Annotated in this window: 19 protein-coding genes; 13 read left to right on the top strand and 6 right to left on the bottom strand. The window is 65.9% G+C overall.

Annotated features, from left to right (window positions below; all coding sequences use genetic code 11):
- Positions 1 to 64: 64 nt before the first annotated feature.
- From E5K00_RS14065 to E5K00_RS14050, 4 genes are all read left to right on the top strand, one after another.
- Entirely contained in the window at positions 65 to 484 is a 420-nt protein-coding gene (locus E5K00_RS14065) for a hypothetical protein (protein ID WP_135463961.1), read from the top strand.
- Positions 485 to 681: 197 nt separating this feature from the next.
- Complete coding sequence (locus E5K00_RS14060; protein WP_135463960.1) at positions 682 to 1,485, top strand: energy transducer TonB; 804 nt, start codon at positions 682 to 684, stop codon at positions 1,483 to 1,485.
- A gap of 92 nt (positions 1,486 to 1,577) precedes the next feature.
- Entirely contained in the window at positions 1,578 to 3,134 is a 1,557-nt protein-coding gene (locus E5K00_RS14055; protein WP_210114321.1) for a hydroxymethylglutaryl-CoA reductase, read from the top strand.
- Between the two features lie 154 nt (positions 3,135 to 3,288).
- A complete protein-coding gene (locus tag E5K00_RS14050; protein WP_135463959.1) occupies positions 3,289 to 4,848 on the top strand; it encodes a T9SS type A sorting domain-containing protein in 1,560 nt (519 codons plus the stop codon).
- Positions 4,849 to 4,916: 68 nt separating this feature from the next.
- On the opposite strand, the gene E5K00_RS14045 is transcribed toward E5K00_RS14050, so the two are convergent.
- Together E5K00_RS14045 and E5K00_RS14040 are read right to left on the bottom strand one after the other, a co-directional pair.
- The gene (locus tag E5K00_RS14045; protein ID WP_135463958.1) at positions 4,917 to 5,444 is read right to left on the bottom strand and encodes a hypothetical protein; all 528 of its coding nucleotides are present in this window, start codon (positions 5,442 to 5,444) and stop codon (positions 4,917 to 4,919) included.
- 121 nt (positions 5,445 to 5,565) lie between these two features.
- On the bottom strand, positions 5,566 to 6,774 hold the full coding sequence (locus tag E5K00_RS14040; RefSeq protein WP_135463957.1) for a homogentisate 1,2-dioxygenase: 1,209 nt from the start codon (positions 6,772 to 6,774) through the stop codon (positions 5,566 to 5,568).
- Positions 6,775 to 7,014: 240 nt separating this feature from the next.
- On the opposite strand from E5K00_RS14040, the gene E5K00_RS14035 reads away from it, so the two are divergent.
- Positions 7,015 to 8,046 (top strand): transglutaminase-like domain-containing protein, encoded by a 1,032-nt coding sequence (locus E5K00_RS14035; protein WP_245328299.1) that lies wholly within the window; start codon positions 7,015 to 7,017, stop codon positions 8,044 to 8,046.
- A gap of 106 nt (positions 8,047 to 8,152) precedes the next feature.
- On the opposite strand, the gene E5K00_RS14030 is transcribed toward E5K00_RS14035, so the two are convergent.
- Complete coding sequence (locus tag E5K00_RS14030) at positions 8,153 to 8,614, bottom strand: lipocalin family protein (protein ID WP_135463955.1); 462 nt, start codon at positions 8,612 to 8,614, stop codon at positions 8,153 to 8,155.
- A gap of 192 nt (positions 8,615 to 8,806) precedes the next feature.
- Complete coding sequence (locus tag E5K00_RS14025; protein WP_135463954.1) at positions 8,807 to 10,495, bottom strand: S41 family peptidase; 1,689 nt, start codon at positions 10,493 to 10,495, stop codon at positions 8,807 to 8,809.
- 410 nt (positions 10,496 to 10,905) lie between these two features.
- Between E5K00_RS14025 and ruvX the strand changes: the two genes are divergently transcribed.
- From ruvX to E5K00_RS14010, 3 genes are all read left to right on the top strand, one after another.
- Positions 10,906 to 11,316, top strand: a complete 411-nt coding sequence (ruvX, locus tag E5K00_RS14020) for a Holliday junction resolvase RuvX (protein ID WP_135463953.1) — start codon at positions 10,906 to 10,908, stop codon at positions 11,314 to 11,316.
- Positions 11,313 to 11,921, top strand: a complete 609-nt coding sequence (gene def / locus E5K00_RS14015) for a peptide deformylase (protein WP_135463952.1) — start codon at positions 11,313 to 11,315, stop codon at positions 11,919 to 11,921. Before ruvX ends, def begins: the two co-directional genes overlap by 4 nt.
- Before the next feature lie 242 nt (positions 11,922 to 12,163).
- Complete coding sequence (locus E5K00_RS14010) at positions 12,164 to 13,141, top strand: zinc dependent phospholipase C family protein (protein ID WP_135463951.1); 978 nt, start codon at positions 12,164 to 12,166, stop codon at positions 13,139 to 13,141.
- 41 nt (positions 13,142 to 13,182) lie between these two features.
- Here the strand turns inward: E5K00_RS14010 and E5K00_RS14005 are convergent, their stop codons facing one another.
- Positions 13,183 to 13,824 (bottom strand): class I SAM-dependent methyltransferase, encoded by a 642-nt coding sequence (locus E5K00_RS14005; RefSeq protein ID WP_135463950.1) that lies wholly within the window; start codon positions 13,822 to 13,824, stop codon positions 13,183 to 13,185.
- 22 nt (positions 13,825 to 13,846) lie between these two features.
- Entirely contained in the window at positions 13,847 to 14,815 is a 969-nt protein-coding gene (locus E5K00_RS14000) for a GDP-mannose 4,6-dehydratase (RefSeq protein ID WP_245328298.1), read from the bottom strand.
- Positions 14,816 to 15,118: 303 nt separating this feature from the next.
- Between E5K00_RS14000 and E5K00_RS13995 the strand changes: the two genes are divergently transcribed.
- The 5 genes from E5K00_RS13995 to E5K00_RS13975 all read left to right on the top strand — a co-directional run bounded on the left by E5K00_RS13995 (position 15,119) and on the right by E5K00_RS13975 (position 20,502).
- Positions 15,119 to 16,816: an ArnT family glycosyltransferase gene (locus E5K00_RS13995; protein WP_135463948.1), complete on the top strand. Its 1,698-nt coding sequence runs from the start codon at positions 15,119 to 15,121 to the stop codon at positions 16,814 to 16,816.
- 116 nt (positions 16,817 to 16,932) lie between these two features.
- Positions 16,933 to 17,304, top strand: a complete 372-nt coding sequence (locus tag E5K00_RS13990; RefSeq protein WP_135463947.1) for a DMT family protein — start codon at positions 16,933 to 16,935, stop codon at positions 17,302 to 17,304.
- 123 nt (positions 17,305 to 17,427) lie between these two features.
- Entirely contained in the window at positions 17,428 to 18,288 is an 861-nt protein-coding gene (locus tag E5K00_RS13985) for a hypothetical protein (RefSeq protein WP_135463946.1), read from the top strand.
- A 106-nt stretch (positions 18,289 to 18,394) separates the two neighbouring features.
- Positions 18,395 to 19,072 carry a response regulator transcription factor gene (locus tag E5K00_RS13980; protein ID WP_135463945.1) on the top strand — a complete coding sequence of 226 codons (678 nt, stop codon included), beginning with the start codon at positions 18,395 to 18,397 and terminating at the stop codon, positions 19,070 to 19,072.
- A 110-nt stretch (positions 19,073 to 19,182) separates the two neighbouring features.
- Positions 19,183 to 20,502: a HAMP domain-containing sensor histidine kinase gene (locus E5K00_RS13975; RefSeq protein WP_135463944.1), complete on the top strand. Its 1,320-nt coding sequence runs from the start codon at positions 19,183 to 19,185 to the stop codon at positions 20,500 to 20,502.
- Positions 20,503 to 20,564 lie beyond the last annotated feature (62 nt).

Raw genomic sequence — 20,564 nt, 5'->3', positions numbered from 1 at the left:
GGGCGAACCAGGGGCAGGAAGTTGCCGCTTCGGCTGTATCTTCCGCAAGCTAATCCCTGCCCCGATGCCCAGTTCAGCCCCCGTGCCCACCCCCGCCGACCTCACCGGCCCGCTCGAAGCCCGCATTGCCCGCCGGGGCCAGCCCCCGCCCGCCGACGAGCACACCTTCACGCCCCAGCGCACCCTGCAACGTCTCGAAGCCGAGCTGGCCCGCCTGCTGCCCGAGCGCAACAGCCGGGGCCGGCACACCCAGGCCCGCATGCTCTACGCCTTTCTGACCCACGAGGCCCGTACCGCGCCCCAGCTGGCCGCCCTGGGCGGCGTGGGCCGGGTGGCGGGCAGCTGGGCCCACGGCGGCCTGGTGCGGGCCGGGCTGCTGCACTACCAGCAACAGGGCCGGTGGCGGCAGTACCGCCTCACCCGCTTCGGCGAAGACTGGCTGCTGGCCGTGGCGCGCAACGAAACCCCGCCCGCCGCGCCGTAGCGGCCGGCGCTCCTGCTGGCGGGTCAGCCAGAACGATTGTAGAGACGCATACTTGCGTCTCGTCGCTGAACGACCAGCGTTGAACGATAGTCGTTGCCACGGCACGGCCTCCGTTCAACGACGAGACGCAAGGTTGCGTCTCTACACCGTTCTTTCGTTACCTCTAACCGCTGCTTATCTACCTATTCCCTACGCCGATGCTCAACCTGCCCCTGCTCAACGTCCGCCTCTCGGCCTGCCCGGTAGCCCCCGAGCAGCTCACGCCCACCGCCCAGGGCCACTACTGCGCCAGCTGCCAGCGCCCCGTGCACGACTTCACCGCCGGCACCCAGGCCGATCTGGCCGCCGCCCGCGCCGCTTCTCCCGACGGGCGGGTGTGCGGGCAGTTTCGGCGGGAGCAGCTGGCCGCCGGGCTGCCCGCAGCTTCGCCCCGGTTGCGGCCCCGGCTACGGCGGTTCGTGGTAGCCCTGACGCTGGTGTGCGGGCTGGGGCTGAGCGCCCGAGAGGCCGTGGCCCAGGTGCGCAAGGCGGAACTGAACACCCGGTTTCGGCCCACGACGGAGCTGCGGCTGACGACGCCCGAGGAGCTGAGCCCACTGGCCCGGCGGAAGGATACCCTTCCTGTCACGGGGGAATGCACGAAGGTGTATACGGGCGCTATAGAACTCATGCCGACCTTTCCCGGCGGCATCAAAGCCCTGCACGCGTATATGCAGCACAACCTGCACTACCCCGACAGCGTCGAGGCCGCGGGGAAAGTGTTCATTACCTTTCTGGTCACCAGCACCGGGGCCATTGCTAATGCCAAGGTCATGCACGGCATCGACCCGGTGCTCGACGCGGAGGCGCTGCGCGTGGTGCGGCAGATGCCCGCCTGGACGCCGGGCCAAAGCAACGGCAAGCCCAGTAACGTTGCATACACCCTGCCCATCACCTTCAGCCGGGAGGCGGAGGCCGCAGCCCCGAAGGCGAAAGGCAGGCGCCGGGCGGGCGGCCGATAGCCGGTATTTGTCGGCGTGAACTGGCTGAATCCCCGAAAAATTCGCACTTTACTCCCGCTATAGTTCCACCTGAACCCCTACCCTCGCGCCTTATGATCTTTACGCCCAGCCCCATGCTCCTGAAGCTGCTCTATACCCGCGGCAGCCTGCACAACACGCCCGAGGGCGTGGCCTTCAGCATCAAGAACCGCCTCGACACGGTGCGCATCACCCGCATCGACGCGGTGCTGATTGACGGGCAGCGCCTGGGCACGGAGCAGATTGCCCTGGATTTGGGCGAGGGCGACGTGCGGCCCGCCACGGTGTTCAACGCCGACAGCGCGGGCTTCGAGCTGCCCGTCGGGCAGGCCGCCACGTTCCATTTGGCCACCGAGCACCTCAAGGAAGGCATTCACACCGTGGCCGTGCAGTTCTCGGCCGACCCCTTCGGCGAGCTGAACGTGGAAGTGGAAGACGCCATCGTCAACATTCCCGATACCCGCACCCGCATTCCGCGCCAGGAGCAGGACGACTACTCCGAGGCCGCCATCCAGGCCCGGCAGCGCTTCGCCGAGGAGTTTTCGGGCCAGGAGTTCAAGCACCTGAAGCACTACTCCTTCGACCCCCACCTGCTGCAAGGCAACTGCGAGCATTTCACCGGCGTGGCCCAGATTCCGGTGGGCCTGGCCGGCCCCCTGACCGTGAACGGCGAGCACGCCCAGGGCGACTTCCTCATCCCGATGGCCACCACCGAGGGCACGCTGGTAGCCAGCTACAACCGCGGCATTCAGGTGCTCAACCTCTGCGGGGGCGTGAAGTGCACCGTCATCGGCGACGCCATGCAGCGGGCCCCGGTCTTCGTGTTCGACGACGCCCGCGGGGCCCGCGACTTTGGCCGCTGGGTGGAGGAGGAAATCGAGAAGATCCGACCCGAGGCCGAAAGCACCTCCCGGGTGGCCAAACTCCAGTACATCGACACCTACCTGAGCAACAAGTTCGCCTACCTGCGCTTCAACTACAGCACCGGCGACGCGGCCGGGCAGAACATGGTGGGCCGGGCCACCTTCGCCGCCTGCTCCTGGATTCTGGAAAACTACAAGGGCGCGCCCATCCGCCACTTCTACCTCGAATCGAACTTCGCCACCGACAAAAAGGCCAGCCAGATCAACGTGATGCGCACCCGGGGCAAGCGCGTGGTGGCCGAGGCCGTGGTGAAGCGCGACGTACTGCAGCAGCGCATGCGCGTGACGCCCGAGCAGCTGGCCTACCACGGGCAGGTGAGCAACGTGGGCGCCTTTCTATCAGGGGCCAATAACAACGGGGCCCACTCGGCCAACGGCATTACGGCCATGTTCATTGCCACCGGCCAGGACGTGGCCAACGTCTCGGAGTCGTCGGCGGGCATCCTGTACTCGGAAGTCACCAAGGACGGCGACCTGTATCTGAGCATCACCATTCCGTCGCTCATCGTGGCTACCCACGGCGGGGGCACCGGCCTGGCCACCCAGAACGAGTGCCTGCGGATGCTGGGCTGCGTGGGCCGGGGCACGGTGAATAAGTTTGCCGAAATCGTGGCCGGCGTGGTGCTGGCCGGTGAGCTGAGCCTGGGCTCGGCCATTTCCTCCTCCGACTGGGTGAGCAGCCACGAGCAGTACGGCCGCAACCGGTAACCTTACCCCTCCCCAACCCCACCCCAACCCCTCCCCTCTGGGAGAGGGGCTTATTTTACCATTGCAACGACACGATTGGAAGTCATTGTAATACTAACGTAAGCCCCTCTCCCCGTGGGGAGGGGTTGGGGTGGGGTTTCCCTATTGCTGACTTATGAAACAACTTCTACTGCTTGGCTTGGTATGCCTGTCAGTCGGGCTGCGGGCCCAGTCGCAGCACCCCAACGTGCTGATCAGCGTGCAGAACTCGCCTAATGAAACCAGCATTGCCATCAACCCCAAGAACACCCAGGAGCTGATTGCCGGGGCCAACCTCAACAACCAGTACACTTCCCTCGACGGGGGCCGCACCTGGACGTGGCGCACCCTGACCTCGCCCTACTCGGTGTGGGGCGACCCGTGCGTGGTGGCCGACACGACCGGGGCCTTCTACTACTTTCACCTGTCGAACCCCGGCGCGTCGTCGCTGGCCTTTCCCTTCATCGACCGGCTCCTGGTGCAGCGCACCGGCGCGGCGGCCCAGCCCTTCAGCTACCGCAGCTACTTCGCCCTGAACCCGCCCAAGCAGCAGGACAAGGAATGGGTGGCCGTGGACCGCAAAACCAACGCCCTGTACGCCACCTGGACCGAGTTCGACAACTACGGCAGCCTCAGCTCCCGCGACAGTACCCGCATCCTGTTTTCCCGCTCCCTGGACCAGGCCCAGACCTGGAGCACGCCCCAGCGCATCAGCTTCTACGGCGGCGACGCGGTGGATGAGGACGAGACGGTGGAGGGCGCCGTGCCGGCCGTGGGGCCCAACGGGGAAATCTACTCGGCCTGGGCCGGGCCGCGCGGCATCGTGTTCAACCGCAGCCTCGACAAGGGCCAGACCTGGCTGCCCCGCGAGCGGACCATCGTGAGCCAGCCCGGCGGCTGGGACTACGCCGTGCCCGGCATCTACCGCGCCAACGGCCTGCCCGTCACGGCCGCCGACGCCAGTCCGGGCCCGCACCGCGGCAACGTGTACGTGAACTGGACCGACCAGCGCAACGGCCCCACCGACACCGACGTGTGGCTGGCCCGCAGCACCGACGGCGGCCAGACCTGGAGCACCCCGATTCGGGTGAACAACGACCCCGCCGGCCGCCACCAGTTCTTTACCTGGATGACCGTGGACCAGAAGACGGGCTACCTGTGGTTTGTCTTCTACGACCGGCGCAACTACGCCGACAACCGCACCGACGTCTACGGAGCCCGCAGCACCGACGGCGGCCTGACCTTCCAGAACTTCCGCCTCAGCCAGAGCCCGTTCGTGCCCAACGAAAGCGCCTTTTTCGGCGACTACAGCAACATCACGGCCTACAACAACGTGGTGCGCCCCGTCTGGACGCGCATGGACAACACCCAGGCCAGCGTCTGGACGGCCCTGATTGACGTGACGGTGCTGGCCGCCAAGGGTCCCGGCGCCCTGCCCGACCTCACGCTGCAAACCTACCCCAACCCGGCCACTCACACCCTGAACCTGGCCCTGGACCTGCCCTCGGCCGCCCCGGCCCGCATCGAGCTGCTCACGCCCACCGGCCGGCACGTGCGTACGGCCCTGCAACAAAACCTAACGGCCGGCCACCAGCAGCTCAGCCTCCCGGTGCGCGACCTAGCGGCGGGCGTGTACCTGCTGGAAGTAACAATCGGGGACAACATCCTGCACCGCAAAGTCACGGTGGTGCATTAGCCGCACACAACAAAAAGGGCCGCTGTTTCCAGCGGCCCTTTTTGCTTATCAGTAGCTACGTTACCAGCTTACAGCGGGTCGGCCGTGACGGTGAACTTCGTGTCGGCGCGCACGGTGATGTCCTTCAGGATGGCCTTGTTGACCGTTACCTTGGTGTGCAGCGTGTAGCTCGAGGCCTTCAGGTACTTGTCCAGCTTGGCCCCGCTGGGCGTCAGCTCGATGGTCGAGACGCCCTTGGGAATGCTGCTCAGCGACGCCAGGGGCACGATGTCGTTTTGGTCGGTGCCAATCGAAATTTCGATGCTGTTCAGAAAGTCGAAGTTTTCGGCGGCCGGGTCGGTAATGGTCAGGGCCAGGCGTTTCAGCTTCACGTCCTTCACCAGGTCGGCGGCGGTGTTCTTGCTCTTGAAGGTTTCGTCCGACTTGGTGGTTACGGGCACGGCCAGCACCACGGGCGTCGGAATGAATATCGGGCTGCCCGGCACCGTGATATTCTGGCTGTAGTCCAGGTCGAAGGTGAGCAGCTCGTTGATTTTTTTGCAGCTCAGCACGCCCAGCAGCAGGAGCAGCGGGGCCAGCAGGAGGAGTTTCTTCATGGTAGTAGTTGCAGAGAGTGGCAGAAAAAGGGTAGGAAGCGCAGAACGCCGGGGGCTGCGCTTTAGTGCCCCCGGCGTTCTGCCTTCAATATAGCCGTTTAGGGTATATCCCCGCGCCGCGCTAGTCCATCATGTCGGCCGCGCGGGGCGGCTCGTGCTTGAAGTCGGGGTTCCAGCTCATCGGGTAGTTTTTATCCAGGTACGGCAGGGCGGCCTCGGTCAGGTAGAGCGGCCGGAACGTGTCGACCATGACGGCCAGCTCGTGGGTTTCCTTTTTGCCGATGCTGGCCTCGACCGTGCCCGGGTGCGGCCCGTGCGGAATGCCGCTGGGATGCACCGTAAACGAAGCCAGATCCACGCCCTTGCGCGACATGAAGTTGCCGGCCACGTAGTACAGCACCTCGTCGGAATCCACGTTGGAGTGGTTGTAGGGCGCCGGGATGCTGTCGGGGTGGTAGTCGAACAGGCGGGGCACGAACGAGCAGATGACGAAGTTGTGGGCCTCGAACGTCTGGTGCACGGGTGGGGGCTGGTGAATGCGGCCCGTAATCGGCTCAAAATCGTGGATGCTAAAGGCGTAGGGGTAGAAGTACCCGTCCCAGCCCACCACGTCGAAGGGCGAGTGGCCGTAGGTCAGCTCGTGCAAATAGCCTTCCTTCTTGATCTTGACTACATAGTCGCCCGACTCGCGCACGTCGCCCGAAATCAGCTCGTGGGGCGGGCGGATGTCCCGCTCGCAGTAGGGCGAGTGCTCAAGCAACTGCCCGAAGTGGTTGCGGTAGCGCCGGCAGGTTTCCACGGGGCTGAACGACTCGATGATGAGCAGGCGCACCGGCCCTTCGTCGAAGTGGAGCTGGTGAATGATGGTGCGCGGAATCACGACGTAGTCGCCGGGCTCGAAGCGCACGATGCCCAGCTGGCTCCACAGCTCGCCGCTGCCCTCGTGCACGAAAATCACCTCATCGGCCAGAGCATTCTTGTAGTAGTAGTCCATGCGCCGCTCCGTGGGGTTGCAGATGCTCATGGTCACGTCGGCGTTGCCGATGAGCGTCTGCCGGGCCTTGAGGTAGTCGCCGCCGGTGGTGGTCTGGCCCAGGGTGCGCAGGTGGCTGGGCTCCAGGGGCCGGTCTTTCAGCAGCTTGGGCGCGTAGGGCACCGGCTCGCCCACCTTCTTGATCTGGGTGGGCGGGTGAATGTGGTAGAGCAAGGACGAGACGCCGTGGAAGCCCAGGGTACCCACCAGCTGCTCGGAGTAGAGCGAGCCGTCGGGCTGGCGGAACTGGGTGTGGCGCTTGTGGGGAATCTGACCAATACGATGGTAGTAAGCCATACAAAAGGAATTTTCGGGTGGGAAAACGGGTGGGGTTCCGGTTGGTGAAGGTAAGCACTCCGGCGCAAAACCCGGCGGCCCGCGCCGGCCGTAGCCGGGCCTGGTGAAACAACCCGGCCGAAAATGAATTGTCTATTCCGGATTCGTGTCTTACAGAGCTACGTCCGGGCCGTACCTTTACGGCGCGCCGCGGGCCGGCCTTTACGGCCGCGGCCGTTTACCCTTATTCCGCTTATTGCCGTGCTTCACTTTCCTTCGCTACCGAAAGCTTTTTCCGTCCTGCTGCTGGCCGGCACGCTGCTGTCCTGGAATGGCAAGTCGCCCGGCAGCACCACGCCGGTGCACGCCCGCACCTTCGCCTTCGAGTATACCGCCACGGTGAAGGACCTACCGGCCCAGGCCAAGGCCGCCGACCTCTGGATTCCGGTGCCGCACTCCGACAAGTCGCAGGACATCAAGGACCTGAAAATCAGCTCACCATACCCCTACGAGCTGCTCGACGCGGCCCACGGCAACAAGGTGCTGCACCTGCGCGTGCTCAACCCCGCCCCGGCCCCGTTCTCGGTCACGATGCAGTTCAACGCCACCCGGCGCGAGCACAAGAACCCCGTGCTGATGCCCGAGGCCGGCTTGAAAAAGGAGAAAGAAGCCACCGACCCCGACATGCAGCGCTGGCTACAAGCCGATCAGCTCGTGCCCCTCGACGACAAAATCCGGCTCTGGGCCCAGGAAGTCGTGGCGAAGGCCAAGGCCAAAACCGACCTGGAAAAAGCCCAGGCCATCTACAACCACGTGGTCAGCACGGTGAAGTACGACAAGACCGGCCAGGGCTGGGGCCGCGGCGACATCTACTACGCCTGCGACGCCCGCCGCGGCAACTGCACCGACTTCCACGCCGTGTTCATCGGCTACTGCCGGGCGGTGGGCATTCCGGCCCGCTTCAGCATCGGCTTCCCGCTGCCCACCGAGCGGGGCGAGGGTGAGGTGAAAGGCTACCACTGCTGGGCCGAGTTCTACACCAAAGCCACCGGCTGGGTGCCCGTCGATGCCTCCGAGGCCGCCAAGGACCCCGCACGCCGCAACTACTTCTTCGGGGCCCACGACGAAAACCGCGTCGAGTTCACCCGGGGCCGCGACCTGACGCTGGCCCCGCGCCAGCAGGGCCTGGCGCTCAACTACTTCATCTACCCCTACGCCGAGGTCGACGGCAAGCCCTTCGCCTCAATCGACAAGCAGTTCCGCTACCACGACCTGGCGCCGACGACCAAGTAATCGGCTTCAGGCCCCAGCTCAACGAGGCCCGTGCTCCTGTTTGCAGCCAGGAGCACGGGCCTCGTTTCTTGTTTTATAGCTCAGAAAGAATCGGCTGGCGGGTAGCTTACTGCCGCCTGGTAAAGGTGATGACCATGCTGAAGGGCCCACGGCTGGTGGTCGTGCGGTAGGCCAGGCGCAGGCGGGTGGCGCTCAGCTCGTCGATTTGCCAGGTGTCGTCAAAGGTGCCGCGGCCCCCGGTAATGGTCAGCCGTTGCGCGTCCTCACTCAACGCCCACTGGCCCTGGGCAGACGGCCTAGTAACTGTTTCACAGCGCCGCGGGCCGGCATTTTCCGAGTACAGCTGCTGCCCCTCATGTTGCGCAAAGCGAATAAAATCGTCCTGCCGGCAGGGCACCATCCGTTCCTGCACGGGTTGGCTGCCGGTTTGCTCCGTCCAGCTGGTCCACACCCAGTCGGGGCCGACCAGCAGGCCGATGCGCTGCTCGGCCAGACTGGGCGGCCGGTTTCGCGTCCAGGCCACCAGCAGCCCCAGGCCCAGCAGCAATAGGAAGCAGAGTCGTTTCATGGCAAACGGATTGGCGCGGCGGGGGCAAGCCACTGAGCAGCAACATTGCCCGATCAAAGTTCGGCCCCACACCCGCCGGGCGCAATACCTACACTTGGGTATTTTTTACCTTACTGCTACCCGAAAAGCAGCCGGGCCCCGGCTTCCTGCCAGGAGGAAACCGGGGCCCGGCCGGGTATGGCTGAGGTCAGCTTATTTCAGCAGCCCAAGCAGCGTGGAGCCATTATCGTCGAGGGCGCGCAGGGCCTGCTGCAGCTCGGCATCCTGGTCGCGCAGCACCTGGTAGTAGGCGGTTTTGCCGTAGGCGCTGCGGGCAATCAGGGCCTTGAGCTGCCCGCGCAGCAGCGTGGCGCAGCGTTTCAGGCCGGCCGCGTCGGCGGGCACGCCGTCGTGGGCAGCCTGGGCGGCCAGGGTTTGCAGCTGCCCGTCGGAGATGCGGAAGGAGCTGTTGAACTGCTCGAAGCGCAGGCCTTCCAGCTCGGCTTTATGGTCCTGGTAGAAGTTGAGGGCAAACTCGCGCACCAGGTTGTGGCTTTGCAGGCGGGTGTAGTAGGGCGAGTAAGCCGAGGTGTCGCGGGGCACAAACAGGTCGGGCATGATGCCGCCGCCGCCGTACACGGTGCGGCCCTTGTCGGTGCGGTAGCGCAGCGAATCGGCGAAGTGGATGCTGTCGGCGTGGAAATACTCGCCGTGCTTCTGGCGCTGGGCCAGTTCCTTCTCATACTCCTCGTAGCCGCCGCGGTACGACTTCTGAATCGAGCGGCCCGAGGGCGTGTAGTAGCGGGCAATGGTCAGGCGCAGCTCCGAGCCGTCGTTGAGGGCAATGGGCTGCTGCACCAGGCCTTTGCCAAACGTGCGCCGACCCACGACCAGTGCCCGGTCGTGGTCTTGCAGGGCACCGGCCACCACTTCAGCGGCCGAGGCGCTGCCCTCATCCACCAGCACTACCAGCGGGCCGTCCTCAAACTCGCCCAGGGTGCGCGAGTAGGTCTGGGTGTCGTACACGTCGCCTTTGCCGTCGGTGTACACGATTTTCTTGGTGCCGCCGATAAACTCGTCGGCCAGCTTGGTGGCCCGGTCGAGGTAGCCGCCGGGGTTGCCGCGCAGGTCGAGCACGAGGCGGCTCAGGCCCTGCCGGCGCAAATCGCCCAGAGCTTGCTTGAACTCGTCGTAGGTGCCACTGGCAAAGCGGCTAACCTTGATGTAGCCGGTTGCGTTGTCGAGCATGTAGGCCACGTCCACCGAGCTGTTGGGGATGCGGTTGCGGGTTACCAGCACGCTCAGGGGCTTGGTTTGCTTGCGGCGCTGCACCAGCAGCTGCACTTTGCTGCCGCGGGGGCCGCGCAGCTTGCCAAACATTTCCTCGGTGGTGATGTGCACGCCCGATACCTGCTCGCCGTTCACCGCCAGGATCCGGTCGCCGGGGTGCAGGCCGGCCTGCTCGGCGGGGCCGCCGCTGAGCGGCGAAACGATGGTCACGGTGTCGCGGAACAGGTTGAACTCCACGCCCACGCCGTCGAAGTCGCTCTGCAGAAAGGCCGAAGCCTGCTGCTGCTGCTTGGCCGGAATGAACACCGAGTGCGGATCGAGGCGCTCCAGCATGCGGCTGATGGCGTAGTCGGACAGGGCTTCGGCATCCACGGAATCCACGTAGTCACGGTCGACGTAGCTCAGGATTTCCTTGAACTTTAGGTAGCCCCGGGCCGTGCCGTCGGGGTTCTGGTCGGAAGGCCGGAACGGGTTTGCGCCCAGCAGAATACCGCAGGCCAGCACGACAGCCAGCAGCAACGGCTGCCGAACCTGCCGCCGCGAGCTGCGGGGAGCGGGAGTCGGCACGTGTACCGGGTCGGGCGCCTGAGCATGGGGGAGCTCACCGTTCATAAGCAGCTGAGAGAGTAGAGGTTCGGGCAATAAAAGAGGGAAGCAAACCAGGGGATGTTGTCAAATCTATTGAAACTTTTCCAAGAAACCCTTACGCTACATAGACGCATCCGGATTTTCCAATAACAGTGCAATTTTTTATAAATTAAGAACTACAAGCACCCGCTACAGCTCAATAATCTACAAAAACAAAAGAAGCATAAACGACTGAAGCCCAAAGGTAAATCTATAATTTTTCAAAGTACAGCCCTTTAGACGAATTACGCCTCCGGCGGGACCGACCCCGGGTTCTGGCAGCTTAATCTGCGGCGGGCCGCGCGCACCGGCGGTGCTACCATTCTTGCCGGCTCTCGTATCTTTGTGAAGCGGAGCGGCTTCTTCCGGCGGCTCCCGTCTTTTTCACGCTTACCATGGGACGCATCCTCGCCATTGACTACGGGCACAAACGGGTCGGACTGGCCGTTACGGATCCGCTCCAGCTCATTGCCACGCCGCTCGAAACCATTCACAGCAAGGACCTGCTGGCTTACCTCAAGGCGATGCACGGCCGCGAGCCGCTCTCGGCCCTGGTGATTGGCATGCCCAAAACCCTGCTCAACGAAGCCACCGACTCGACCAGCGCCGTGGTGGGCGTGGTGCGGCGCCTGCGCAAAGATTTTCCCGAGCTGCCGGTGCACGAAATTGACGAGCGCTACACCTCGCGCATGGCCCACGCGGCCATGCTGGCCGGCGGCCTATCGAAAAAGGACCGCCGCGACAAGGCCACCGTCGACAAGGTAAGCGCCACCCTGATTTTGCAATCTTTCCTCGAATCCCGATGATTTACCCCATTGTTGCCTTTGGCGACCCAGTCCTGAAAGCCCGCGCCAAAGAAATTCCGGCCGAGATGCCCGCCGACGAGCTCAAGCAGCTGGTGGCCGATATGTTTGATACCATGTACCACGCCAGCGGCGTGGGCCTGGCCGCCCCCCAGATTGGCAAGGGCGTGCGCCTGTTCGTGATTGACTCGGCCCCGATGGTGGCCCGCGACGAAGACGACGAGGACGAAGAAGACGCCGACGCCGACCCGGCCGAAGCCCCCGTGAAGCGGGCGTTCATCAACCCGGTGATGGTCAGTGAAACCGGCGAGGAATGGGGCTTTGAAGAAGGCTGCCTGAGCATTCCGGGCGTGCGCGAAACCGTGTACCGCCACGAAACCATCGTGATTCGCTACGAGGACGAGCAGCGCGTGCAGCACGAAGACACGTTTTCGGGCATGACGGCCCGCGTGATTCAGCACGAGTACGACCACCTGGAGGGCGTGCTGTTCACCGACCATTTGTCGAGCTTCAAAAAGCAGCTCATCAAGGGCAAGCTCACCCGCATCAGCAAGGGCGACGTGAGTGCCGACTACCGCATGCGCTTCCCCGGCCAGGGCCGGCGCTAAGCCCCGCACGCTCAGCCAACAAACTCGCCGGTCGGGCCGCAGAAAAAGCGGAACGGCCGGCGAGTTTTTCGTTACTTGGGGGTGGTGAATGGCATGTGCGCCGTTGTTTATTCTGTCATCCTGAGCAAAGCGAAGGACCTTGTCACGTCAGCACGACTAGCGCACCAACGACTTGTTCTTGCGTGATAAGGCCCTTCGCTTTGCTCAGGATGACAGGACCATCCCCAAACTGACTCATTTTTATGCCCAAAACCGCTACCCTAGCCCTACTTTTACTGCTGTGCCTGCTGCCGCAGCAGCCCCAGGCCTGGGGGTTTTTCGGGCACCGGCTGATTAACCGGCTGTCGGTGTTTACGCTGCCGCCCGAAATGGTGGGGTTTTATAAAAGCAACATCGACTACCTGACCGAAAACGCCACCCGGCCCGACTCGCGCCGCTCGGTGGTGCCCGGCGAGGCCCCACGCCACTTCCTCGATGTGGACGTGTACGGCGACAGTGCCCTGACCCGGCTGCCCCACAACTGGGCCGACGCGGTGGCCCGGTACGGCGAAGACTCGCTGCTGAAGCACGGCATCGTGCCCTGGCAGGTGGTGAAGATGAAATACCAGCTGACCGACGCCTTTAAAAAGCGCGACGCCGACCGGATTCTGAGCCTTTCGGCCGACATGGGCCACTACATTGCCGATGCCTGCGTGCCCCTGCATACCACCCACAACTACAACGGGCAGCTGACCGGGCAGCGCGGCATTCACGGGTTCTGGGAAAGCCGGCTGCCGGAAATCCTGAGCGCCAACTACGACTTTTTCGTGGGCCAGCCGGTGTACCTCAAGAACCCCACCCAGACCATCTGGAACGCCGTGGGCCGCTCCTATTCGGCCGTCGACTCGGTGCTGCGCTTCGAGCGGGAGCTGACCACGCAGTTTGCCGAGGACCGCAAGTTTGGCTTCGAGGAGCGCGGCAACCAGACCGTGCGCGTGTACTCGCGCGACTTCACCAACGAGTACCACCAGCGCCTGAACGGGCAGGTGGAGCGGCAGATGCGCCTGGCCGTGAAGCTGGTGAGCAGCTACTGGTACACCTGCTGGGTCGATGCCGGCCAGCCCGACCTGAACAAGCTGCCCCGCACGCCCTCCGAAACCGAGAAGCAGCGCCTGGCGAAAGAGGCCACCGAGCTGCGCAACGCCCCGGCCGAAGCCGCCGTGCCCGGCCACGAGGATTAGCCCGGTTTCAGACGGAAACAGTAGCGCGAGCTTTGGCTCCCTCACATTTTCTGCGCCACCAGCCGCACCAGGCGCTGAGTTTCCCGGGTGAAGTCGGCTACGGCTACGGGCTCTTCGTAGTGCACGATGCGGAAGCCGGCAGCGCGGTACAGGTTTTTCAGCTCATTGGTGGCAAAGCCGACCTGCTTATCGGAAGGCGTGTTCCAGGCCTGGTTTACGTCGGCGTGGAAGTTTTCGAACACGACGATGCCGCCGGGCTTCAGGGCCGCCCGCACGCGGGCCACGTGGGCACTTTCGTCGGCGTAGCAGAGCACTAGCAGGTCCCACTGGCGGTGGCCCCAGTCGTAGGTAGCCGCGTCGTGGGCTATGGTGGTGAGGGGCAGGCTTAGCTCCCGCGCCTGGCGCTGGGCAAAGGCCAGGGCCTGATCGGCAAGGTCGATGCCGGTGACCTGCCAGCCCTGCCGGGCCAGGTACAGCGCGTTGCGGCCCTCGCCCATGTTGACGTCGAGGGCGCGGCCGGCGGGGCGGTGGCGCACGGCCGCTACCAGCAGGGCGTTGGGCGCGGGGTTGAAGCGGGTGCGGCGCCAGGTTTCGTCGAGCAGGAAGTGGTTCCAGCGGCCCCGCTCGTAGGCGCGCAGCTGCTCGGGCGTGGCGTTGGGCGGGGGTGGCGGGTAGCTGGGCACGGCGGTTTGAAGTTAGCCCCGGTTACGCTTCCTGCTCCACCGGCAGCCACTCCACAAACCGCCGCAGGCCCTCCGCCAAGCTCGTGCGGGGCGCGTAGCCCAGCAGCAGTTGGGCCTTGCTGATGTCGGCAAAGGTCGTGTCGACGTCGCCGGCCTGCAGGGGCTGGAACGACAGCTCGGGCTCTACGCCGACGACTTTGCCCACGGCCTCAATCAGCTCCAGCAGCGGCACGGGGCGGCTGTTGCCCAGGTTCACGGTTTCGAACACGCCGGTGTGGGCAAGCAGGTAGCGCACCCCGCGCACGATGCCATCCACGGTATCGGCCACGAAGGTGTAGTCGCGGGAGGTGCTGCCGTTGCCGAACACCGGAATGGGCTGGCCGGCCTGCAACAGGCGCACAAACTTATGAATGGCCAGATCGGGGCGCTGCCGGGGGCCATAGACCGTGAAGAAGCGCGCGTTCAGCGCGTCGAGGCGGTAGAGGTGGTGGTAGGTGTGCACCAGCTCCTCGCCGGCCAGCTTGCTGGCCGCGTAGGGCGAAATGCAGGTAGCCAGCGTGTTCAGATCTTCCCGGAACGGCTTGGCGGGCGAGTTGCCGTAGACCGACGAGGACGAGGCAAAAAACAGCTTGCCGATGCCGTGCTGCCGCATCCACTCCAGCAGGTGCATGGTGCCCAGCACGTTGCTTTCGAGGTAGGCCGCCGGCTCCCGCACCGAGGGCCCCACGCCGGCCTTGGCCGCCAGGTGCACCACGATATCTACTTCCAAAGTGGGCAGCGCGGCGGGGCCCTGGCGCAGGTCGGCCTCGTGGAAGGAAAAATGCGGATGCTGAAGAAACCCGGCCAGGTTGGCTTCCTTCACGCTGCGCGGATAAAACGGGTCGAAGTTGTCGAGGCCCACCACGTGGTAGCCGTCGTGCAGCAGCCGCTCGCAGAGGTGGGAGCCAATAAAGCCGGCGCAGCCGGTAACAAGCACGGTAGAGGGTCGCAAGCCAGTAGGTCGAAGTGAGCCCAGCGGAGCCGGGGCCGAAAAGGTCGGAAAAATATCCATCTGGTTTTCTGATTAGCCTGCAACGCCCTGTCGACCCGGGTGCGGGGCTTGCGTAGCCACTCGCCCGACCGTCCTGTCTCGCCCTGCCCGACCTGACGGTTTTTTACTTTCTAAGCAGCTTCGCTAGTACGGTACGAGCCCCTGTTGCTTTTGATAACTCTGCCGGAGAATTGTGGTTTAATAAATCAGCACGTTCTCTCCCGATTTCACGCGGCCCCGGTGGCGGCCCAACGGTTTTCCCGCATGGCAGCAGCTCCTACCCGTTCGTTGTTGACGCGCCCCCGGGCCCGGCTGCTGGCCGTGCTGGCCGTGTGCGCCGTCAACTTCTTTGCCCACCTGGGCGCGCTGCCCGTCACGCTGATGGAGGCCCGCAACTTCGTGGCCGCCCGCGAAATGGCCGCCGGGGGCTCGTGGCTGCTGCCCACCATGAACGGGCAGCTGCGCCTGGCCAAGCCGCCCCTGCCCACCTGGAGCGTGGCCACCCTGCTGCGCCTGACCCACGAAGCCGCCAACCCCGCCCTGCTACGCCTGCCCGCCGCCGCTATGGCGACGCTGCTGGTGCTGTTCTTCTGGGGCCTGACCCGGGAGCTGACCCGCCCCGCCCCCGACGAAGCCCTGGCGCCCGGCCGCACGGCCTGGCTGGCGGCCCTGGTGCTGGGCAGTAGTCTGCTCGTCGTTACGGTGGGGCGCGAGGGGCAGTGGGACATCTTTTCCAACAGCCTGGCCATTGGCAGCTTGTGGCTGCTGGCGCGGGGCTGGAACCAGCCCGGGCCGGCTTACCTGACCTTCGTGGGGGCGGGGCTGCTACTGGGCGGCACGTTTCTGAGCAAGGGCCCGGTGAGCTTGTATACCCTAGTGCTGCCGTTTGTGGCGGCAACTCTCACGCGCTGGCAGCCGGGCGGCCGGGCCCGGCTGCGGCAGCACTTGCGCGGCACGCTGGTAGCGGCCGGCGTGGGCCTGCTGGTGGGCGGGGCGTGGCCGCTGTACGTGTGGCAGCACGTGCCGGCCGCCGCGGCGGCCGTGGCCCGGGTGGAGGTGTCGTCGTGGAGTGAGCGGCACGTGGAGCCGGGGTGGTACTACTTCAACTTCGCCGTGTTTGTGGGCGTGTGGGCCCTGGTAGCGCTGGCCGCGCTGGCCGCGCCGTATGCCCGGCCGCGAGCGGCCCGGTTCGTGCCCTACGGCTTCGGGCTGGCCTGGCTGCTGGCCGCGCTGGTGCTGCTGAGCGTGGTGCCGGCCAAGAAGGAGCGCTACATGCTGCCGCTGCTGCCCCCGCTGGTGCTGCTGCTCACGGGTTTGCTGCGCTACTGGGAGCAGGAAGTAGCGGCCCAACGCAGGGCCCCGGCCCCCGACCGGTGGCTGCTGCACGCCTGGGCCACGGCCCTCACGCTGGCCGCCGTAGCCGTGCCGGTAGCCTTGTGGTGGGCCCACCTGCCGGGGTTTGAGCCCGCTGATCCGGCCTTTCTGCTCACGGTCCTCGCGCTGGGCGCGCTGGCAGCCCTGGCGGCCCGCGGCGGCTGGCAGCAACGCCCCGGCCCGCTCATCCTGGCCTCGGTGCTGATGATGAGCGCGCTGCTGGCCCTGCTGCTGCCGGCCTACGCGGCCCTGAAAACCCGCGCGGAAGCTACCGGGCTGCGGCGGCTGACCCATGCCCTGGCCCGGTCCGCGTGGCAGCGCCTGCCCTGGCTGGCCCTGGATGAGCTGCCCATCGAGCAGGTGTGGCAGGCGGGGCGGGCGGTGCCCACCTGGGCGGCCCCGGCCAATCGTCTGCCCCCGCTGCCGGCCGTGGTGGTGGCCGCCGCGCCGTTGCCCCGGCGGCTGCCCGCAGCCTGGCGGGGCCGCGTGCGGGTGGTGCGCACCGACAGCTTCTATCTGGGCAGCAAGCCGGAGGATGGGTTGTTTTACGTGGGAGAGCTGGTGGCCGGGCCGGCGGATGAGCGTTAAGAAACAACTTGCCGGACCCGTCCCTCTTGTTACCCTCAACACAACGCCTGTATTCTCTCTACCGCATCCTGTCTTGATCAAAGCCGTATTGCGGTCTGTTTACTTGTACTGCCCCCATGAAAGCCGTTTACACCGTCCTGCTGCTCACCATCTCCAACCTGTTCATGACCTTCGCCTGGTACGGGCACCTGGAGTTCAAGAAGATTTCGTGGCTGCAGGGCCTGGGGCTGGTGGGCGTCATTCTCATCAGCTGGGGGCTGGCCTTTTTCGAGTACGTGTTTCAGGTGCCGGCCAACCGTATCGGGTTCCAGGAAAATGGCGGGCCCTTCAGCCTGTTTCAGCTCAAGGTGATTCAGGAAGTCGTGTCGCTCACGGTGTTCACGCTGTGCGCCGTGTACGTGTTCAAAACCGACAAGCTGGGCTGGAACCACGTGCTGGGCTTCGCGCTGCTGGTGGCGGCGGTCTACGTTATTTTCAAGAAGTGGTGAGCCGCGGCGGCCCGGGCCACCTGAAGAAAAATTAATCTGGTCTTCAGCCCGGCCTCAGGGCGGGGCGGCAGCTTTGTATCGTGCTTCGGGAATAACCCCGTGGACTTACCTTTCTTACCTGCCATGTTTTTCTCCCCCAAAACCCTGAGCGCCCTCACCCTGGCCGCCCTGCTGGCCGGCCCCGCCCTGGCCCAGCAAACCACCACGACCACCAAAACCAAGACCAAGCGCAGCGCCGCCAAGGCCGCCGCTACCCCGGCCGCCGCGCCGGCATTGCCGGGCGGCACCCTGCCCCCCCCGCCCGCTCCCGGCGAGGGCCGCGGCCCCCACGGCCACGGCCCCCACGGTGGCCCGCGCGGGGAAGACGGCCCCCGCCCCGACCACGCCCTGCAACCCGTGCAGAGCCTGAGCGGCACGGTAGCCCGCTACGTTACCAATCCTGAGGGTTTCTACGACGGCTTCGTCACCACGCTCAGCGGCACCGAAACCACCGTGCATTTCCCGCTGCACATGGCCAAGGCGGTAATGGCCGCCGCCAAGCCGGGCCAGACCATCAGCTTCGGGGCCGTAGCCGGCCGCCGCGGCCCCCACGCCGACCGTAGTGCCGCAGCCCCCACCACGGCCCGCCTGGAGCTGGTAAGTCTGCAAAACGGGAGCACCCCGCTGCTGATGCAGCGCCCGGAGCGCCCCAATGACGCGGATGCCAGTGCTTCCGCCGCCACTACCGCCTGGGCCGGCCGCATCACCGAGCTGCGCCGCGACGACCGGGGCCTGGTGCGCGGCCTGGTGCTGGCCGACAACACGCTACTGCTGCTTCCGCCCCACGTCGGCACCCAGCTCGGCGACAAGCTGAAAGTAGGCGAAACCGTGCAGGCCACCGGCGCCCCGCTCACCCCGCGCGAAGGGATGGTAGCCGCCACCGACACCCGCCGCGTCCACGCCCAAACCCTCACCGTGGGCGGCGTGCAGTATCTGGTACATTAGGCCAGGTGAGCAGGATAGTACAGAACGTCATGCTTCGACAAGCGCAGCATGACGTTCTTTTTGTTTCCGCTTATCCCCACCAGCCCTTTCCCCGTAGCTCTCCGGCATGCGTATTCTATTGATTGAAGATGAAGTCCGTTTGGCCAGCTTCGTGCAGCAGGGCCTGAGCCAGGCCGGGCACGTGGCCGACGTGGCCCACAGCGGCCCCGAGGGCCTGGAGCGGGCCGCCACCGTGGCCTATGACCTGATTCTGCTCGACATGATGCTACCCGGCCAGAACGGCCTCGACGTGCTGCGCAACTTGCGCGAGTTTGGCCTTGGAGCCGTGCCGGTCATCATCCTCAGCGCCCTTTCCGACACCGCCCACGTTATTCGCGGCCTCGATGCCGGGGCGGTAGACTACCTGCGCAAGCCCTTCGAGCTGGACGAGCTGCTGGCCCGCCTGCGCGCCCTGGACCGGCAGCGCGCCCAGCCCGGCGCCGCCCCCTTGCAGGTAGCCGACCTGGAGCTGGACCCGCTGCACCGCGCCGTGACCCGCGCCGGCCAGCCGATCAGCCTCACCAACCGTGAATTTGCCCTGCTGGAGCTGCTGCTGCGCAACGCCGGCCGCGTGGTACCCAAAACCCGCATTGCCGAGAAAGTATGGGAAGTAGATTTCGACATGGGCTCCAACGTCATCGAAGTCCACGTTTCCCAGCTCCGCCGCAAGCTCGACAAAGCCTTTCCCCACCTCCCGCCCCTGCTCGAAACCGTCGTGGGTCACGGGTATCGAATTAAGAATTGAGAAAACGAACGAGCCAGGCGTGGGAATGATGCGCGAAGAATGTCATGCCAAGCCGCTAGCCTCAACCCCAACAACCAACAATCAACAATCAACAACCACCAATCAGCCCCATGCCCCGCCCCGCTTCCCTGCGCGCCCATCTGCTGCTGGCTTTCACGGTCGTGGTGCTGTTGACCACGCTGCTGGGCGGGGGCTGGCAGTACCGGCGGCTGCGGGCCCTGCTAACCGCCGCCGACGATGACCGGCTCCGGGCCCGCGCCCAACTGCTGCTGGCCCGCGCCGACCTGAGCGGCACGCTGCCCGTGCTGGCCCTACCCGACCAAGCCGGCGAAACCATGCGGGTGACGTATGAGCAGCCCGGCCGGCCGGCCCAGGAGCTGTTTCGGTCGGCCCAGTGGGGCTGGGCGCGCCCCCACGGCTGGCGGCAGGTGCGCGTGGCTCGCAGCCCTGGCCTGTTTCCCGACGACCAACTCACCCTCTGGCTGGCCCACCCGGCGGCCCCCCTGGCGGCCTCGCTGCGGCAGGTGCGGCAGGGGTTGGCGGCGGCCGTGGCGGGTAGCCTGCTGCTGGCCTGGCTGCTGGCCCCGGTGTTGAGCCGCGTGGCGCTGCGCTCCCTGCGCCGCATCAGCCGGGAAGCCCGCCGCATGGGCCGCGGCTCCGACCTGACCGAGCTGCCCGTGCCCGCCACCGGCGACGAAGTGCAGGAGCTGGCCGAAACCCTGAATCAGCTGCTGGCCCGCCTGCGCGCCGGGGCCGAGCTACAGGACAACTTCCTGGCCGCCGCCGCCCACGAGCTGCGTACCCCGCTGGCCACCTTACAAACCGGCCTCAGCGTCGCCAGCCAGGCCCCGGATATGCCCGCTGCCGCCCGCGCCCAGCTGGCCGGGCACCAGCAGGAAATTCGGCGGCTGAGCCGGCTGGTCGATGATTTTCTGCTGGTAAGCCGCCTGCGCGCCGGGGCCCTGCCGCTCAGCCTGCAGCCCGTGGCCCTCGACGAGCTGGTGCTAGGCCTGGCCGACCGCCTGCTGCCCCGCTTCCGCGCCGCGGGTCGCCCCCTCACCATCCACCTCGACGAAAACGCTCCCGACTTCCTGGTCCTGGCCGACGCCGACAAGCTCACTACCGTGGTCCTGAACCTGCTGGAAAATGCCCTGCGCCACGCCCCCGCCGGTGCCGGCGTGACGGTGAGCGTCAGCCGCGCCGCCAGCTCGGGCTGGCCCACGCTCACGGTGCAGAACCCGGCGCAGGGCAGCCTCGGCGACCTGACGCGCCTAACCACCGCCTACTACCAGGCCGACGTGCTCAGCGAGGGGGCGGGCCTGGGCCTGTGGCTGAGCAGCCGCATTGCCGAGCTGCACGGCACGGCCCTCATCCTGAGCCAGCCGGCCGGCATTTTCACGGCCGCACTGCCCCTGCCGCCTCCTTCCTAGCCCGGCCGGAGCAGGGTTTCTGCTGCGCCAGCGGCCGGCCGGCCTTTCGACGCCCCGAGGCC

This window comes from Hymenobacter aquaticus, assembly GCF_004765605.1.
Taxonomy (GTDB): Bacteria; Bacteroidota; Bacteroidia; order Cytophagales; family Hymenobacteraceae; genus Hymenobacter; species Hymenobacter aquaticus.
This window is presented reverse-complemented; position numbering and strand designations above follow the sequence as displayed.

Bases quoted from the DNA above. Each gene is read 5' to 3' on its own strand.
- ruvX (WP_135463953.1), top strand. From the start codon at position 10,906: ATGGGACGCATCCTCGCCATTGACTACGGGCACAAACGGGTCGGACTG.
- E5K00_RS13990 (WP_135463947.1), top strand. From the start codon at position 16,933: ATGAAAGCCGTTTACACCGTCCTGCTGCTCACCATCTCCAACCTGTTC.
- def (WP_135463952.1), top strand. From the start codon at position 11,313: ATGATTTACCCCATTGTTGCCTTTGGCGACCCAGTCCTGAAAGCCCGC.
- E5K00_RS14065 (WP_135463961.1), top strand. From the start codon at position 65: ATGCCCAGTTCAGCCCCCGTGCCCACCCCCGCCGACCTCACCGGCCCG.
- E5K00_RS14040 (WP_135463957.1), bottom strand. From the start codon at position 6,774: ATGGCTTACTACCATCGTATTGGTCAGATTCCCCACAAGCGCCACACC.
- E5K00_RS13985 (WP_135463946.1), top strand. From the start codon at position 17,428: ATGTTTTTCTCCCCCAAAACCCTGAGCGCCCTCACCCTGGCCGCCCTG.
- E5K00_RS13980 (WP_135463945.1), top strand. From the start codon at position 18,395: ATGCGTATTCTATTGATTGAAGATGAAGTCCGTTTGGCCAGCTTCGTG.
- E5K00_RS14010 (WP_135463951.1), top strand. From the start codon at position 12,164: ATGCCCAAAACCGCTACCCTAGCCCTACTTTTACTGCTGTGCCTGCTG.
- E5K00_RS14050 (WP_135463959.1), top strand. From the start codon at position 3,289: ATGAAACAACTTCTACTGCTTGGCTTGGTATGCCTGTCAGTCGGGCTG.
- E5K00_RS14025 (WP_135463954.1), bottom strand. From the start codon at position 10,495: ATGAACGGTGAGCTCCCCCATGCTCAGGCGCCCGACCCGGTACACGTG.
- E5K00_RS13975 (WP_135463944.1), top strand. From the start codon at position 19,183: ATGCCCCGCCCCGCTTCCCTGCGCGCCCATCTGCTGCTGGCTTTCACG.
- E5K00_RS13995 (WP_135463948.1), top strand. From the start codon at position 15,119: ATGGCAGCAGCTCCTACCCGTTCGTTGTTGACGCGCCCCCGGGCCCGG.
- E5K00_RS14060 (WP_135463960.1), top strand. From the start codon at position 682: ATGCTCAACCTGCCCCTGCTCAACGTCCGCCTCTCGGCCTGCCCGGTA.
- E5K00_RS14055 (WP_210114321.1), top strand. From the start codon at position 1,578: ATGATCTTTACGCCCAGCCCCATGCTCCTGAAGCTGCTCTATACCCGC.
- E5K00_RS14045 (WP_135463958.1), bottom strand. From the start codon at position 5,444: ATGAAGAAACTCCTCCTGCTGGCCCCGCTGCTCCTGCTGCTGGGCGTG.
- E5K00_RS14030 (WP_135463955.1), bottom strand. From the start codon at position 8,614: ATGAAACGACTCTGCTTCCTATTGCTGCTGGGCCTGGGGCTGCTGGTG.